This is a genomic window from Spiroplasma chinense, assembly GCF_008086545.1.
Lineage (GTDB): Bacteria > Bacillota_I > Bacilli_A > Mycoplasmatales > Mycoplasmataceae > Spiroplasma_A > Spiroplasma_A chinense.
Window position 1 is genome coordinate 216,371 of sequence record NZ_CP043026.1, and the last position, 15,173, is coordinate 231,543.

General features: G+C 29.4%; 16 protein-coding genes and 1 tRNA gene. 11 read left to right on the plus strand and 6 right to left on the minus strand.

Features of this window, described 5'->3' with window-relative positions:
• Window positions 1–19 precede the first annotated feature (19 nt).
• From SCHIN_RS01020 to SCHIN_RS01030, 3 genes are all read left to right on the plus strand, one after another.
• On the plus strand, window positions 20–1,585 hold the full coding sequence (locus SCHIN_RS01020) for a sulfite exporter TauE/SafE family protein (protein ID WP_166507787.1): 1,566 nt from the start codon (window positions 20–22) through the stop codon (window positions 1,583–1,585).
• A gap of 76 nt (window positions 1,586–1,661) precedes the next feature.
• On the plus strand, window positions 1,662–2,153 hold the full coding sequence (locus tag SCHIN_RS01025) for a hypothetical protein (RefSeq protein ID WP_166507788.1): 492 nt from the start codon (window positions 1,662–1,664) through the stop codon (window positions 2,151–2,153).
• Between the two features lie 79 nt (window positions 2,154–2,232).
• The gene (locus tag SCHIN_RS01030) at window positions 2,233–2,706 is read left to right on the plus strand and encodes a hypothetical protein (protein WP_166507789.1); all 474 of its coding nucleotides are present in this window, start codon (window positions 2,233–2,235) and stop codon (window positions 2,704–2,706) included.
• A gap of 28 nt (window positions 2,707–2,734) precedes the next feature.
• Here SCHIN_RS01030 and SCHIN_RS01035 read toward each other — a convergent pair whose 3' ends face one another.
• Entirely contained in the window at window positions 2,735–3,220 is a 486-nt protein-coding gene (locus SCHIN_RS01035) for a hypothetical protein (RefSeq protein WP_166507790.1), read from the minus strand.
• A 113-nt stretch (window positions 3,221–3,333) separates the two neighbouring features.
• Here SCHIN_RS01035 and prdC point away from each other — a divergent pair, with 113 nt between their 5' ends.
• From prdC to selB, 8 genes are all read left to right on the plus strand, one after another.
• Window positions 3,334–4,656 (plus strand): proline reductase-associated electron transfer protein PrdC, encoded by a 1,323-nt coding sequence (prdC, locus tag SCHIN_RS01040; protein ID WP_166507791.1) that lies wholly within the window; start codon window positions 3,334–3,336, stop codon window positions 4,654–4,656.
• Window positions 4,657–4,700: 44 nt separating this feature from the next.
• Complete coding sequence (gene prdA / locus SCHIN_RS01045) at window positions 4,701–6,590, plus strand: D-proline reductase (dithiol) proprotein PrdA (RefSeq protein WP_166507792.1); 1,890 nt, start codon at window positions 4,701–4,703, stop codon at window positions 6,588–6,590.
• A 17-nt stretch (window positions 6,591–6,607) separates the two neighbouring features.
• On the plus strand, window positions 6,608–6,799 hold the full coding sequence (locus SCHIN_RS01050; protein WP_166507793.1) for a CBO2463/CBO2479 domain-containing protein: 192 nt from the start codon (window positions 6,608–6,610) through the stop codon (window positions 6,797–6,799).
• A gap of 14 nt (window positions 6,800–6,813) precedes the next feature.
• Window positions 6,814–7,530 carry a D-proline reductase (dithiol) protein PrdB gene (gene prdB / locus SCHIN_RS01055; RefSeq protein ID WP_166507794.1) on the plus strand — a complete coding sequence of 239 codons (717 nt, stop codon included), beginning with the start codon at window positions 6,814–6,816 and terminating at the stop codon, window positions 7,528–7,530.
• 37 nt (window positions 7,531–7,567) lie between these two features.
• Complete coding sequence (locus SCHIN_RS01060; RefSeq protein ID WP_166507795.1) at window positions 7,568–8,587, plus strand: proline racemase family protein; 1,020 nt, start codon at window positions 7,568–7,570, stop codon at window positions 8,585–8,587.
• Window positions 8,587–10,170 (plus strand): sulfite exporter TauE/SafE family protein, encoded by a 1,584-nt coding sequence (locus tag SCHIN_RS01065; RefSeq protein WP_166507796.1) that lies wholly within the window; start codon window positions 8,587–8,589, stop codon window positions 10,168–10,170. Before SCHIN_RS01060 ends, SCHIN_RS01065 begins: the two co-directional genes overlap by 1 nt.
• Window positions 10,171–10,248: 78 nt before the next feature.
• The gene (locus tag SCHIN_RS01070) at window positions 10,249–10,995 is read left to right on the plus strand and encodes a hypothetical protein (protein WP_166507797.1); all 747 of its coding nucleotides are present in this window, start codon (window positions 10,249–10,251) and stop codon (window positions 10,993–10,995) included.
• A 12-nt stretch (window positions 10,996–11,007) separates the two neighbouring features.
• Complete coding sequence (gene selB / locus SCHIN_RS01075) at window positions 11,008–12,861, plus strand: selenocysteine-specific translation elongation factor (protein WP_166507798.1); 1,854 nt, start codon at window positions 11,008–11,010, stop codon at window positions 12,859–12,861.
• Between the two features lie 41 nt (window positions 12,862–12,902).
• Here the strand turns inward: selB and SCHIN_RS01080 are convergent.
• From SCHIN_RS01080 to selA, 5 genes are all read right to left on the minus strand, one after another.
• Window positions 12,903–12,999: transfer RNA gene (locus tag SCHIN_RS01080), tRNA-OTHER, on the minus strand.
• 16 nt (window positions 13,000–13,015) lie between these two features.
• Complete coding sequence (locus SCHIN_RS01085; protein ID WP_166507799.1) at window positions 13,016–13,360, minus strand: DsrE family protein; 345 nt, start codon at window positions 13,358–13,360, stop codon at window positions 13,016–13,018.
• Window positions 13,345–13,599, minus strand: a complete 255-nt coding sequence (locus SCHIN_RS01090; RefSeq protein WP_166507800.1) for a putative Se/S carrier-like protein — start codon at window positions 13,597–13,599, stop codon at window positions 13,345–13,347. Before SCHIN_RS01090 ends, SCHIN_RS01085 begins: the two co-directional genes overlap by 16 nt.
• Entirely contained in the window at window positions 13,577–13,804 is a 228-nt protein-coding gene (locus SCHIN_RS01095; RefSeq protein WP_166507801.1) for a sulfurtransferase TusA family protein, read from the minus strand. The genes SCHIN_RS01090 and SCHIN_RS01095 overlap by 23 nt, the downstream gene beginning before the upstream one ends.
• Window positions 13,791–15,173 carry an L-seryl-tRNA(Sec) selenium transferase gene (gene selA / locus SCHIN_RS01100; RefSeq protein ID WP_166507802.1) on the minus strand — a complete coding sequence of 461 codons (1,383 nt, stop codon included), beginning with the start codon at window positions 15,171–15,173 and terminating at the stop codon, window positions 13,791–13,793. Before selA ends, SCHIN_RS01095 begins: the two co-directional genes overlap by 14 nt.

Sequence of the window (15,173 nt, forward strand, 5' to 3'; positions counted from 1 at the left end):
AGTTAAAGGGCAGGTAATTATGAGAGATATTCAATTAAGTGACAAGCAAAGCTTATTATTTGAAGAAATTATCAACAAAGATAATGAAGTAGAAAATCTATGTAATGAATATCAATTATTAAAAGAAAATTATAATCAAATATCAAATGAATTAAAACAACGCATTTTACAAGAAAAAGAAGAATTAAAAAATAGTGAAATTTCAAAGGTAGATAAAGATAGGCACTTACAAGAAATTTCAAAATCATATAACGTTGAAAGAACTAAGTTAGTTTATGATATGGATAGAAAATTTGACAGTATAGAAAACCATTATAAAGAGCTTAGTATTTTAAAAAAACAAAAAGATACAAGAATCGTATTAAAACTTATTAAAAATGAAATTAGAGAAATTAAGAAAAACTTAAAAGAAGAATTAAAACAAATAAAAGGAAATGAACAAGACAAAATCAAAAGAAATGAAACAATCACTGAAATCAAAACAAAATATAAGCCAAGAATTGAAGAGAAGATAACAGAGAGAAATAAATTAAAAAAAGGTTTAGATAAAATAACTTTATTTTCAGTTCTTACAATTAGCCTTGTTGTTTTGATTGCTGGAGCATTGTGCTTGGATTACTTGGTTTATATTCCTAAAACCAATGGTGGAATTAAATATGATTTTGGTTTAAAAGAATCAATATTTGCAGTATCAGTTTCTGGAATTTTAATTATCCTTTTAGGTGTGGTAGCTTATAGGTTGTTGAATGATAGTGAAAAAGTTTTAATGGCAGAAAGAAATCAAAATAGTTTCAAAACCGGAGTTGGTATAGGTTTTTTTACAAACTTTTTCGACACAATTGGAATTGGTTCTTTTGCACCAACCATAGTACTTTTAAGACTTTTTAAAGGATATAAAGAAGATAAAAGAATTCCTGGAATTTTAAATGCAGGTCATACTATTCCAGTTATTTTACAAGCAATTATTTTTGTTATTGCAATTAAAGTTGATATTTATACACTAATAACTTTAACTGCAACTACAGTTGTTGGTGGATATATTGGTGCATCACTTGCAAATAAGGTTAATGGTAAATCTATTAAATTAATCATGGGAATAGTTTTATTTGTTACAGCTATTTTTATGATACTATCTCATCCAATGATCGGTGTTTTTGAAGGTGTTGGAAAAGCTAAGGGTCTTTCATTTGATGGATGAAAAATATATGTAACAGCGTTTATATTTTTAATTTTAGGATTATTAATAAGTTTTGGAATTGGTCTTTATGCTCCGGCAATGGCTGTAATTACTTTGATGGGAATGGATGTAACTGTAGCATTTCCAATTATGATGACAAGTACAGCATTTGTTATGCCTGTAGGAACTCTAAAATTTATGAAGGACAAAAATTATGAACCTAAAGTTTCTGTTGGAATAACAACGGGGGGAATTTTTGGGGTATTTACAGCATTTGTAATAGTTTTTGTAGGTTTTTCAGGTCATACACAATTTGTAAATTACCTGCTATTCCTAGTAATAGCAGTAATATTCTATGCTTCAATCTCAATACTCTATGATTTTTTTAAAGGCAAAAAGATAGAGTAAAAAACTTTAAACTTTTCTATTATTTTTGTACATTTTCATCTTTTTCCTGACGATAGTTACATTGGAGGAAAAAGATATGACAAAGAAAAGAATAAAAATAGGAAATGTATATTTAGATTTTTTTGAACTAGACATTGATTTGGTCATAGAATTGTTAAAAACTAGAAATGACCCAGAAATCGATCATGAATATGATAAAGTTTTGTTGAATGAAAAATTTACACCAGAAAAAAGTGAAGGGACAAAAAAAGATATGAAAAAAGAGGTTAAAAAATTAGACCAATTCCACGTAGAAGGCATTCCAACAAAATGTTTGCCTTTTATTATGGAACAACTTGAAGCTAGTGAGTACAGATGGAATAAAAAACTTGAACAACTGAGTGCAGAACACAAGCAAGAAATTTATGAAATAAATGAAAAACATACTCTAGAATTAGAAAGACAAAGAAATGATTTTAATTCTAAATTCGAAAAGCAACAAAATGTAATTGACAATCAACAAACAAAACTCGATAATCAACAACTAGAACTTAAAGAACTTAAAGAAATTGTTTCAAAATTGATGTAGTAAAAAACTTTAAACTTTTCTGTTATTTTTGTACATTTTCATCTTTTTCCTTACGATAGTTATATTGGAGGAAAAAGATATGACAAAGAAAAGAATAAAAATAGGAAATGTATATTTAGATTTTTTTGAACTAGACATTGATTTGGTCATAGAATTGTTAAAAACTAGAAATGACCCAGAAATCGATCATGAATATGATAAAGTTTTGTTGAATGAAAAATTTACACCAGAAAAAAGTGAAGGGACAAAAAAAGATATGAAAAAAGAGGTTAAAAAATTAGACCAATTCCTTGTAGAAGGCATTCCAACAAAATGTTTGCCTTTTATTATGGAACAACTTGAAGCTAGTGAGTACAGATGGAATAAAAAACTTGAACAACTGAGTGCAGAACACAAGCAAGAAATTTATGAAATAAATGAAAAACATACTCTAGAATTAGAAAGACAAAGAAATGATTTTAATTCTAAATTCGAAAAGCAACAAAATGTAATTGACAATCAACAATTAGAACTTAAAGAACTTAAAGAAATTGTTTCAAAATTGGTTCAATAAAAAACCACACATTATTAAATGTGTGGTTTTAATTTGCGTTTTTGAAATTAAATTGAAATTCATCAGAAGTTTTCATAAAAATCATATTATGGTGCTTGATATCCTCGGAATGTGAGTATTCATATACCCCGATAAATTTATATTGACTTTTTTTAGATTTTTCAATGTATTGTGCAAATACTAAAAATTTTTGAGGTTTTTCTATCAATTTTAAAACATCTTTTTTTCTTTTCTTCTCTTTAACCAAAGCATTATACCGATGTATGGTTTTTCCGTCATTAGAAACTCAATTGTAATAACCAGATTCTTTTCATATCTCAATATCCATGTTCTTTTCAAGATTTAAACAAAGTATTTGATAATCCTCATTTATTCTGTATCCGACCTTCATCATTGAAATACCATTTTTATCAGTAAAAAGTTGACTAATTATATCAGCTATTTTTGGAAAACATATTTCATCGTTTGATGAAAGTAATTGTTTTTCTATAACTTCTCCTAAAGTTTTGGACATATAAACACTCCCTTGTTCATTGTTATAAGTTAATTATACATTGGGATTTTTCTAAAAACTTTTTAAAAAAATAAAAATATTTCCAAAAAGCAAGTATAATAATTACAAAGGAGATGGTTTTTACGGCTTTAAAAATTTTATTAAAGCAACATGTTGGAGTGCCTTGTAAACCAATCGTTGAAAGTGGCGATGTGGTAAAAAGGGGACAGTTGATAGCTATACCAAATGGCTTGGGAACCAACATACATTCTAGTTTTAGTGCAACTATTGGAGAGGTTACTCCAGAGTATATAGAGTTGATTGAGTATGATTTGAATGAGGATGACTCGAATTTTGTAAAACTAGACGGAAAACTATCTAAATTAGAACTTATCCAAAATGCTGGAATAGTAGGAGCTGGTGGAGCTGGCTTTCCTACTTTTGAAAAATTCAAATTTCAATTTGAAGACAAAGATAATGGAAAAATAATCATTAACGCTGCGGAATGTGAACCAATACTTCACCATAACATTTCATTTATTGAAGATAATGTTGAAGTTTTGATATCAGGTCTTAAAGATCTGATGGAAATCACAAACGCTAAAAAAGGTTATTTTGCCACTAAGCATAAATACACAAAAGCTTTTTTAACTATTAGAAAAGCTATTGAAGAAGAAAAAGACATCGAATTATTTGACCTAACAGATATGTACCCTGCAGGGGATGAAAGAGTAATTATTAGAGAAATCACAGGTATAGAATTACAACCTGGAGAATTACCTTGAAAAACTAAATGCATTGTTACAAATGTTGAAACTGTAAAAAATGTTTATAGAGCTATTAACGAGTTAAGACCCGTTATAACTAAAGACATTACAATTGGTGGAAGATTAAAAGATGTTGATGCTTCAGATGGAAAAGTTTACTTAGATGTGCCAATTGGTTTACCTGCAGAAGAAATTCTTAAAGGTGTTTTTGGACCAATGGACCCGTCAGGACCACTTTATGTTGGTGGTCCATTTACAGGACAAATCAGAAAAATGGACTCCCCGGTTACTAAAACTAGTGGGGGTTTTTTAGTTGCTACCCCTTTATTCGAATTCAAAGAAGAGAAATTCGGATTGATTGGATGTGAATGTGGAGCTCAATTAGATGAATTAAGAGAGCTTGCACAATTAATGGGAGGCGAAGTTGTTGCAGAAAAAAATTGCAAAAGAATGGAGCCAGACCCTAACGGAAGATTGAGATGTAACTTGCCCGGTATTTGTCCCGGACAAGCGCCAACAGTATTGGCATTAAAAAAACAAGGAGCTACAGCAATATTGATAGGGACATGTGAATCCCGGACAAACACCGTTGCTAAAGTAACTCCAAATATGGGATTAAAATTAATCCATAAAACTGACTTTGTATTAAGAGCTGCGAGTCACAGATTGTTTAGAAGAATCGAAGATTAACTGTGGATTAAAGCAAATACAAATTCGTAGAAAGTGGAGAGAATATGTCTTTAAGTAAAGAAAAAATTGAAAAAATAAAAGATAAAGTTGCCTTTACTTGCTGTCGTTTTGAAGCAGGTAAAACAATTGATGAATCTGTTCTTGAAGATCCAGCTCTTCTTCCTGACTTTGTAGATTCTGGTCTAATTGTAGTACCAGATAATGTACTGAAAGTTAGAGAGGTAATAGGAGCAAAATTAAAAGTTACAGTGGATGCGCTTACTCCGTTAACAACAGATAATGTTGAAAACATTGTTTCATCAAGTGAACCAGAAAAAGTTGAAGAAAACGTTGCAAGTGTTAATCAACAAGTTGAAACACAACAAGTGGCATTTCAAACTCAACCACAAATGGTAACAAGTGCTGTTCAATCAAATGGAATGGTGAATATAAATATTGGAAAAGGAGAAAACATTAGTATTTCTTTTCCAGCAGGGGGTGGAGTTAGTACTCCACAACCAATCTATAATGAACCAATAACTGTTGAAGGAAAAACTTCTCCAACAGCTTCACAAACAGTTGAACAAGAAACTGTAATAAGAGAACTAAAAAAAGAATATATAAAAGTTGATAAAGTAGAACTTGGAACTAATACAAAATTAGAAAACGGCGTTCTAACTTTAAATAAAAGTTTAGCTAAAAAAGCTATTGCCAGAGGTAATGGTATTGTAAAAAAATTTGAATACGAAGTAATTACTGAAAAAGATTACGGAAAAGTAATTGATACAATTATGGATATTCAACCAATTGCTACAAAAGTTGAAGGCGAATTGGGTCAAGGAGTAACAAGAGTACTTGATAAGGTTGTAATAATGTTAACTGGAATTGATGGAAATAAAAAACAAATTGGAGAATTTGGTTCATCAGAAGGTGAAATTGATAGAAACGTTATGTGAGGAAGACCTGGAGCTCCTGATAAAGGAGACATCTTTATTAGATGTCATGTTGTAATTGAAGCAAACGCAGGAATGGAAAGACCTGGACCATTAGCAGCCCATATGGCAGCTGATGTTATTGCTCAAGAAATTCGTGATGAACTTAAAAAAGCTACTAGTGTAACTGTTGCAAAAACAGAAGAATTCAAACACACTCGTAGACCTGGAAAACCAAAAGTTTGTGTTCTTAAAGAAATTATGGGACAAGGTGCAATGCACGATAACTTGATATTACCAGTTGATCCTGTTGGAACAGTTGGAGCTGTTCCCAATGTAGACTTAGGTAACTTACCTATTGCAATTTCACCACTTGAGTTACTAGATGGAGGGGTTCATGCATTAACTTGTATTGGGCCAGCATCAAAAGAAACTTCAAGACATTACTTTAGAGAACCGTTAGTTATAAGAGCATTGAGCGATCCTGAAATTGATTTTGTAGGATTAGTTCTTGTAGGTTCTCCGCAAGTAAATAACGAAAAATTCTATGTTTCAAAAAGAGTGGGTATGTTATTTGAATACATTAAACCTGATGGGGTAATTATTACAACAGAAGGATTTGGAAATAACCATATCGACTTTGCAGAACATCATAGAATGATAGGTCAAAGAGATATCAAAGTTGTAGGAATGACTTATTCTGCACAACAAGGTGGACTTGTTGTTGGAAATGAATATATGTATGCAATGGTTGACTTGAACAAAGCTCAACAAGGAATTGAAAACGAAATTCTTTCTAACAATACCCTTTCACCAGAAGATGCTATTCGTGCTGTTGAAATGTTGAAATCAATAATGGCAGGAAATGAAATCGAAGAGGCAGAAAGACGTTGAGACCCAAGTGTTAAATTAAAAAATGTTAAAACTATTGAAGACGCCTTGGGAGAAAAAATTGTTTTAGAACTAAACGAACAATCTCTTGAAAAATCTAAAAAACGTAGAGAGATTTATGAAAAAGAATAACAAAAGAGGAATGTTAAATGTTAGTAGATATTGATAACATTAGACTTTTTGAAGGAATAATTACAGAAGTTACTGACGTTAGTGTAAGTGTTGATCTTGCAGGACGTATGGGAATGATGAGAGTTCCTTTAAGAATGGTCATAACAGATAAAAAATTAGAAGTAGGACAAAAAGTTTCTATAAACATGAGTTATATAGAAGTAATTTAGAAAGGAAAATCACTATGGCAATAAAAGGATTTAAATCTGAAATTTATGTTCCAATTACTCCGCCACCAGTTTGAGCGCCAGTTACAAAAAAACTTTCAGAAATGAATGTTAGTCTTGTAACTGCAGCTGGGGTTCATCTAAAAAAAGATAAACCTTTTAATTTGGCGGGAGATACTTCATATAGATTAATTCCATCTGAAACACCAGTTGAAGAACTTATGGTTTCTCACGGTGGTTACGATAATGGGGATGTTAATAAAGATATTAACTGTATGTTCCCAATCGATAGACTACGTGAATTAGCAGATGAAGGATTTATCAAAGGAGTTTCTCCGGTTTTGGTTGGAACAATGGGTGGAGGTGGAAACCAACACGTTTTCACCGATGAAACTGGACCTAAAATTGCAGAAATTTTAAAAGAAGAAAAAACTGATGCTGTTGTGTTAACTGCAGGCCGGGGAACTTGTCACAGAACTGCAGTTATTGTACAAAGAGCTATTGAAGAGGCTGGAATACCGACAATTATGATTGCGGCATTACCACCAGTCTGTTCACAAAATGGTACTCCAAGAGCGGTTGCTCCATTGGTTCCAATGGGGGCAAACGCAGGAGAACCTAATAACAAAGAAATGCAAACAAATATTTTAAGAGATACTTTAGAACAACTTGTGGAAATTGATCAAGCTGGAAAAATCGTACCTCTTCCTTATGAATATCATGCAAATATTTAATTTAGTTTAAATTTGCAAGAAAGGATGAGTAAAGGAAATGGATTTAAAAAAATCAGCTATTTATGCCGTTGAATCTCATACAGAGGGAGAACCAACAAGAATAATTCTTTCAGGTGTTCCCCCTTTAAAAGGGAAAACAATGGCAGAAAAAAAAGATTCGCTGTTAAATGAACATGACTGATTTAGAAAATTATTAATGAATGAGCCAAGAGGACACAATGATATGTTTGGAGCTATTGTTGTTCCTCCTTGTGATCCCAATGCTGACTTTGGAGTTTTATATACTGAGTCAGCTGGTTGCTTAAACATGTGTGGTCATGGAACAATTGGTCTTGCTACTGTATTAATTGAAACTGGAATGGTAGAAAAAAAAGAACCATATACAGAAATAAAATTAGATACACCAGCAGGGTTTGTTGTAGCGAAAGCAAATATTAAAAATGATAAATTAACAAGTGTAAGTGTGGAAAATGTTGCATCATTTTTATACAAAGAAAATATTGAGCTGGATGTTCCTGAAGTAGGACATATAAAATTTGATATTTCATTTGGAGGAAGTTTCTTTATTCTTTTAGAATCAAGTCAATTGAATTTAGATATAGTTCAAGAAAATGATGCATTGTTTGTAGAAAAAGGGATGAAAATACTAAAATATGTTAACGAACATGTAAAAGTAGAACACCCAATAAATACTTATATTAACAAAGTAGATTTAATAGAATTTTATGAAAAACCAAATGACAGACATAAAGATAATTATTCAAATTGTGTGGTATTTGGTTTGGGTCAATTTGATAGAAGTCCTTGTGGAACAGGGACTAGCGCAAAAGTTGCAACTCTTGTAGCAAGAAATGAACTTGAATTAGGACAAGAATTTATTTATGAATCAATTCTGGGAACTAAATTTATTGGAAAAGCATTGTCAAAAACTAAAGTTGGAGACTTTGATGCAATAATGCCTGAAATTACAGGAAAAGCTTGAATAACAGGTTTTTCAAATTACGTAGTTCAACCAGATGATCCTTTTCAAGAAGGGTTTAACCCGAAAGTTAAGTAATGAAACAAGTGCAATTTACCGACCAACAAAATTCTGTAAAACAAGAATTAATTAGTAAAGATTTTGAATTACAAAAAGTTTGTGATCAATTTGAAGAAACTGTTTCAAAACTTGATGTATTAAATCAAAAAATTTTAGATGAAAAAAACAAAATTAAAGAACAAGTTAAATCTAAAAGTATAAGTTCAAGTCAAGCTAAAGAAATGATTGCAAAAGTTAATCAAGATTTTAAAATTGAAAAACAAAACATAAATCAACAGCTTGCAAATAAGAATCAAGAGATGGAAAAAAGTTTTGCAGAACTAAATTCTGCAAAACAAGAAAAAACAGCTAGAGAAACAATTGCCAAAGTAAAAGAGCAATTAAATATATTAAAGTCACAAATTCGTGTAGAGAAAAAAGAAGTAAAAACTGCAAATCAATCCAATAAAGAGTTGATTAAAAAAGAATATGCTAAAATTGATTCTCAATATGCAAAACAATTAAAAGAATTATGTGATGAATATAAAGCTGTAAAAAAAGGTGTAAGTAAAACTTCATTAATTATGATTTACATTATATCTGCAGTTGTAGTATTGATAGCTGCGCTTTCAATAAACTATCTTGTGTACTATCCTCAAGCAAACGGTGGAGCAAAATATGACTTTGGAGCAAAAGAATCTTTGATAGCACTTGGGCTATCTGGAGTATTGCTACTATTGGTTATTTCTACCTCTTACTTGCTATTGAAAGACAGTTCAAAGATGTTACCGCTTGAAAGAAAAAATAATACTTTTCAAAAAGGAGTGATAATTGGTTTTATTACAGACTTTTTTGACACAATTGGAATTGGTTCATTTGCACCAACAATAGTTTTTCTTAAAGCATTAAAAGCAAATGATGATGATAAAAAAATTCCTGGAATTTTAAATATTAGTCATACAGTACCTGTTATTTTTGAAGCCATTATATTTATTGCAGCAGTTAGAGTAGATCCTTTTACATTGATTACACTAATAGCAATGGCTGTTATTGGAAGTTATTTTGGTGCTATGTTAGCAAATAAAATTGACAAGAAAAAAATAAAACTTGTCATGGGAGTATTACTATTCTTCACAGCAATTATGATGCTATTGTCGCATCCAATGATTCAAGTTTTTAAAGGTGCTGGAAATGAAACTGGTTTACCTTTTGATGAATGAAAAATATATTTTGCTTCCTTTATATTCTTGATACTTGGAGGTCTTATGAGTCTTGGTATTGGGCTTTATGCTCCTGCAATGGCAGTTGTTGCTCTACTTGGTATGGATGTAACTGTTGCCTTTCCTATAATGATGGGAAGCACAGCATTCTTGATGCCTATTGGTTCAATAAGATTTATTCAAGATAAAAATTATGCACCTAAAGTTACAGTTGCAATTGCAATTGGAGGTATGTTTGGAGTAATTTGTGCTTTCCTTGCAGTCTTTGTTGGATTTGCAGGAAACACAGAATTTGTAAAATATTTATTATTCTTAGTTATTGTAGTAATATTTTATGCATCTTTCTCGATGCTCTATGACTTTTATAAAATTATTAAAAAAGATAAATTGCAGCGAGAATAAATGTTTAAAAAATAGATAACTACGGTTATCTATTTTTATTCTAGTTTAATTTGTTAAAATATAGTTGAAGGTAAAGAAATGATGAGTAAAAGAAAGAAAGATGAGAGGAAAGTAAATTCTGCATTTGCAAAATTTAGATCAATGATTTGAATAAATTTAATTACGTTAATAATATTGCTAATAGCAATATTGATTGCAAACAAATTAGTAGCTGAATTATTTTCCCAATATAGAATAGTGACTTGGGTTGTGTTATCGTTTTTTGTATTAGTTTACAACTTTGGGTTTTTTGGTATGTACAAAATGGCAAAACAATTTATACTTTATAATTTGTTGTCGCTATTTATAATTATGACAATGGCTGTTATGATAACTTTTTTTGTAAAAACAAATTATCATAACGAAAAAATATTTTTAATAGTTGGATTATTTTTAAGTTTAGTTCCCTTAATTGTTTCTTCTTTTTTCCAATTTAAAAGAGTTAGAGAAATTTATAAATACATTGCCTTCAATGAAACATTGTACGAGCTTGAATCAAGGAAGTTTTTGAAAAATGATAAAGAAATAAAATTAAAATTATTTTTAAAACCAGGACACTTCTACATTGAAGAGAATGGTGTTAGAAGAAAATTTAGTGTAAGTAATTTATCAACACTTAAATATAATTGTGCAACTATATTTGGTTCTTTAGGGAAAATAAGTTTTAAAATTGATAATGATCTTTATGAATATAAATACAGTTCTGCTTTTGAAGATGGAGTAATGTTTAGTTTAGCATACAACATAGCAAGAATAAATAAAAATGCATTAAATGAAAAGGGTTAGAGTGATGAGATTGTGAATAAAAATGAAAAAATTATTTTAGCAGTAGCTGGACATGTGGATCATGGTAAAACAAGTCTTGTAAAAAATTTAACAGGAAAAGATACAGATACTTTGAAAGAAGAAAAAGAAAGAAATTTATCTATAAATATTTCCTTTGCATTTTTAGAAAGAAATGATGCAACCATTGCATTAATTGATTTGCCAGGTCACGATAAATTCATAGACAACATGATAGCTGGAGCAAGCAGTGTTAATGGAACGTTACTTGTAATTGCAGCTGATGATGGAATAATGCCACAAACCATTGAGCATATAAATATTTTGAAACTGCTGGGAGTAAAAAACTTTTTACCAATAATAACTAAAACAGATCTTGCAGGTAAATATGAAATTGAAGAATTAAGTGAACAAATAAAAAAACGACTTACGCAATTAAATTTATATTTTCACGAACCTATCTTGGTTTCAAACAAAAATGAAAAAGATTTTGAAAATTGCAAAAATAAAATTTTTGAATTTACAAAATCAATAAAATTAAAAGTTTCATACAATCCGTTTAGATTAGATATTGATAGAACCTTTGATTTAAAAGGGATAGGAACAGTTGTTACTGGAACTTGTAAGTTTGATAAATTAAGATTGGGTGATGAAGTTGAACTTTTACCTCAAAAGAAAATATTTACAATAAAAGAACTACAAAGTAATGAAAAAAAAGTTGAACAAGTTTCTCCTGGTCAAAGAACAGCTATAAAAATTTCAAATATAAATTGAAAAGAAATTAATAGAGGTGACATAGTTTGTGTTCCCAATACTTTAATGTGTGCAAAAGTATTTTCTGTAAAGTTAAATCATATTAATAAACTTGATTTAAAAGTTAACAATGAGGTAAAAATATATGCGGGTTGTAAAACTTTGATCGCTAAATTTAAAGTGATAGGAAAAGATTACAGTTACTGTTATGGACAAATTATTTTAAACAATGAGTGATACTTTAACAGAAATGAAACTTGTTTAATTAAATTCTCAGGAGATAACTCAATTGACAAATCCATTTCCATAATCCGTGAAAGTAGTCCTGTAAATAAAAAAAATAGAGAAGAAGAGTTAGCAGACCTTAGAGTTTTGGATGAGGGAACAACTTACGAAAGAACCATTTTATCAATAAAGTTAGATAAAAATAAAGTTGTAGACTCAAATAAACTTTATTGTGAACTTTGTATCGATGATTTTAGGGAAGACAAAAATTTGATAACTCATAAGGATTATGTAATTCACATTAAAAATTATAATTATTTAAGTGAGAAAGTTTTAAAAAAAATGCAAGCATATCATTTAAAAAAACCTTTAAGTCCAGGATTGAATTTAAACAGTATGAATGCATTTATTGATGACGAAATACCAAAAGAGTATCAACCAGTATTTTTTATGATGATGCACAAAGTTGGGGCATTAAAAATTGATAGAGGAACTTTTTCTTTGAAACACTTTGAAGTAAAGTTGGATGATGAACAAACAAGAATAAAAAACTTTATCTTGAAAAGACTTAAACTAAATAATTACAATGTTAAAAATATAGAATTAATAAAAGAAAAAATTGAAAATAAAAAAGTTTTTAATCAAATTTTAAAATACTTGGTAGACATAAAATCAATAGTGATGCTAGATTTTGAACATTATATTACAAATTCAATGTATAACACCATGCTTGAGAAGATATTTCAAAATGTAAATGAAAACAATGTAATGTTAAAAACTAATTTCATGTCAATATTTGATTTAGATTCTGAAAAAGCTCAAATTTATTTAAATAAATTTGAAGCTGATAAAAAAATATTAGTTTCTAAAAATGAAATAACTATATTATAAAAAAACTTCTCTTAATTTAAGAGAAGTTTTTGTTTTCAAATTGGCGGAAAGGTGCATGAATCGAACATACCAAAGAGCTCTTAAACTCTTAACATAGCTTCGGAGGCTAGTGGGCGCACCAGCGACCCAACCCTTTCCAAGATTAAACCCTATACTAGGGTCTAATAACTTTTGCAGAACTTGACATGATTTCTACAATTTCATACATGTTTGAAACTCTACCAAAAGGTATTTTTTCAAGTTTGAAAAATTCAACACATGCTCCACATATAATTATATCTACTTTTTTGCTTTCAAGTTCTTTAAAGTGATCTAAAATTTGATCTTTTCCATTAACTAGAAGTGCTGCATTACTGTAAAGAATAATATGACTTGGCAGTAAATCTTCTTCTAGGTTGCAAAGAGAATACAAGAATCCAGTTAGTAATTGTTCTCCTAAACTTTTTTCTTCAGTAGTTCCAATTATAGTATCTGTTAACAAAATTACATTTTTACTCATAAATTATTTTCCTTTCTTTCATAAATTTCTTCATAATCTATATTAATTTTTTTTAATGTTAAATTTAGTAAATCTTTATTGGCAAAACCAACACATCATCCACAGCCAGAATCAATTACAACGGGTGTTGGAAAATACATAAAGTCAATTTCTTTTTCTTGACAATAAGCTTTGGCATTTTTAGAATCAATACCATTTTTAAAAGTAATTATATATTTATACTGTGAAACTAATCTCATAATAATCGTTGTAATCTTTGACAGAATAATTCTTTTCTTTATCTTCTAACATAGCCACAACATTATCTCGAGAACTTAAAGCTGTCACTTTAAGTAATATTTTTTGTCCAGTTTGACTTTGTTGTATTATTTTTTTAGTTTCTATCAAAGGAACTGGACAAGAAAACTCTCGTAAATCTTTTTCTATAATTTTATCAATTAACATTATTTATCACCTCAACCAGTCTTTCTATTTCATGTTCTTGTATAGTTTTAAAGTCTATAATTAAACTTTTATTTTGTAGTTTGCAAATGATAGGAGTTGGCAGTTTGTGAAACAAATCATTTATTTTGTTTAATGAAAAATCTTTATAATTAACTTTAACAGCTCAACTTTCAATTTCATCACCAGGCAAACTTCCTCCACCAATTGTTGCTTGTGAATTTATTTTTTCAAAACTAAACAAACTTTCATGAGTAAGTTTTAAAAACAAATCTACTCTTTTTTCAACTTCTTTAACACTTTCACAAATCATTTTAAGAGTAGGGATATTTTTAATTGCAAGTTCTTCGTCTTTGTAAAGAGATAAAGTTGCTTCTAAAATGGAGGTTACCATTTTACTGGTCCTTAACATTCTAAATAATTGATTTTTTTTGATTTTTGCAATCAATTCTTTTTTTCCAACTATTATTCCAGCTTGTGCTGATCCTAGAAGTTTATCTCCTGAAAACAAAACTAGATCAGCACCATCTTGTAAAGAATCTTTTACAGTATTTTCTTTTGTTAGTTTTTGATTGTATCTGGTTAAGTCAAATATAGTTCCGCTTCCCTGGTCTTCAACTAAATAAATCTTGTCAGTTTTTAATGGGGCCAGTTCTTTGATTGAAGTTGTGTGACTAAAACCAATGATGTCATAATTTGATTTATGAATTTTTAACATCATATTTGCTGAAGGTTCTTCTTCAATTGCAAGTTTATAATCATTTTCGTAGGTTTTATTTGTAGTTCCAATATCAACTATTTTGGCCCCACTAGCTTTTATAATTTCTGGAATTCTAAAGCTACCACCAATTTCAACATTTTCTCCTCTAGAAATAATTATTTTTTTATTTTTTGATAAAGTATTTAAAACTAAAAACACAGCACTAGCGTTATTGTTCACAACACAAGAAGCTTCACATCCAGTAAGTTCTTGTAAAATCTTTTCTAGATGTTTTTCTCTATTACCACGTTTTTGAGTTTCTAAATCATATTCCACATTAGCGTATCCTGAGTTTATCTCTATAAAATTTAATAAACTTTCTCTTGGTAAGATACTTCTTCCTAAATTAGTATGAAGTATTACTCCTGTTCCATTAATTACTTTTCTTAAAGAGTAACTATTCTTTTGGTCTAATGTTTCAAGGATAGCTTTTATAATTATTTCGTTATTTATTTCACGAATATCTTGTTTTAATATCTTTTGTCTTAAATCAGCTAAAGTTTGATTTAAGACAAATCTTTTATTTACTTCGTCTAAGGGATAATTTTTAATCTCGCTATGATTCAAAAGTTCTTGAACATTTGGTATTTTTCTCAAAAGTTCTTGACTCAT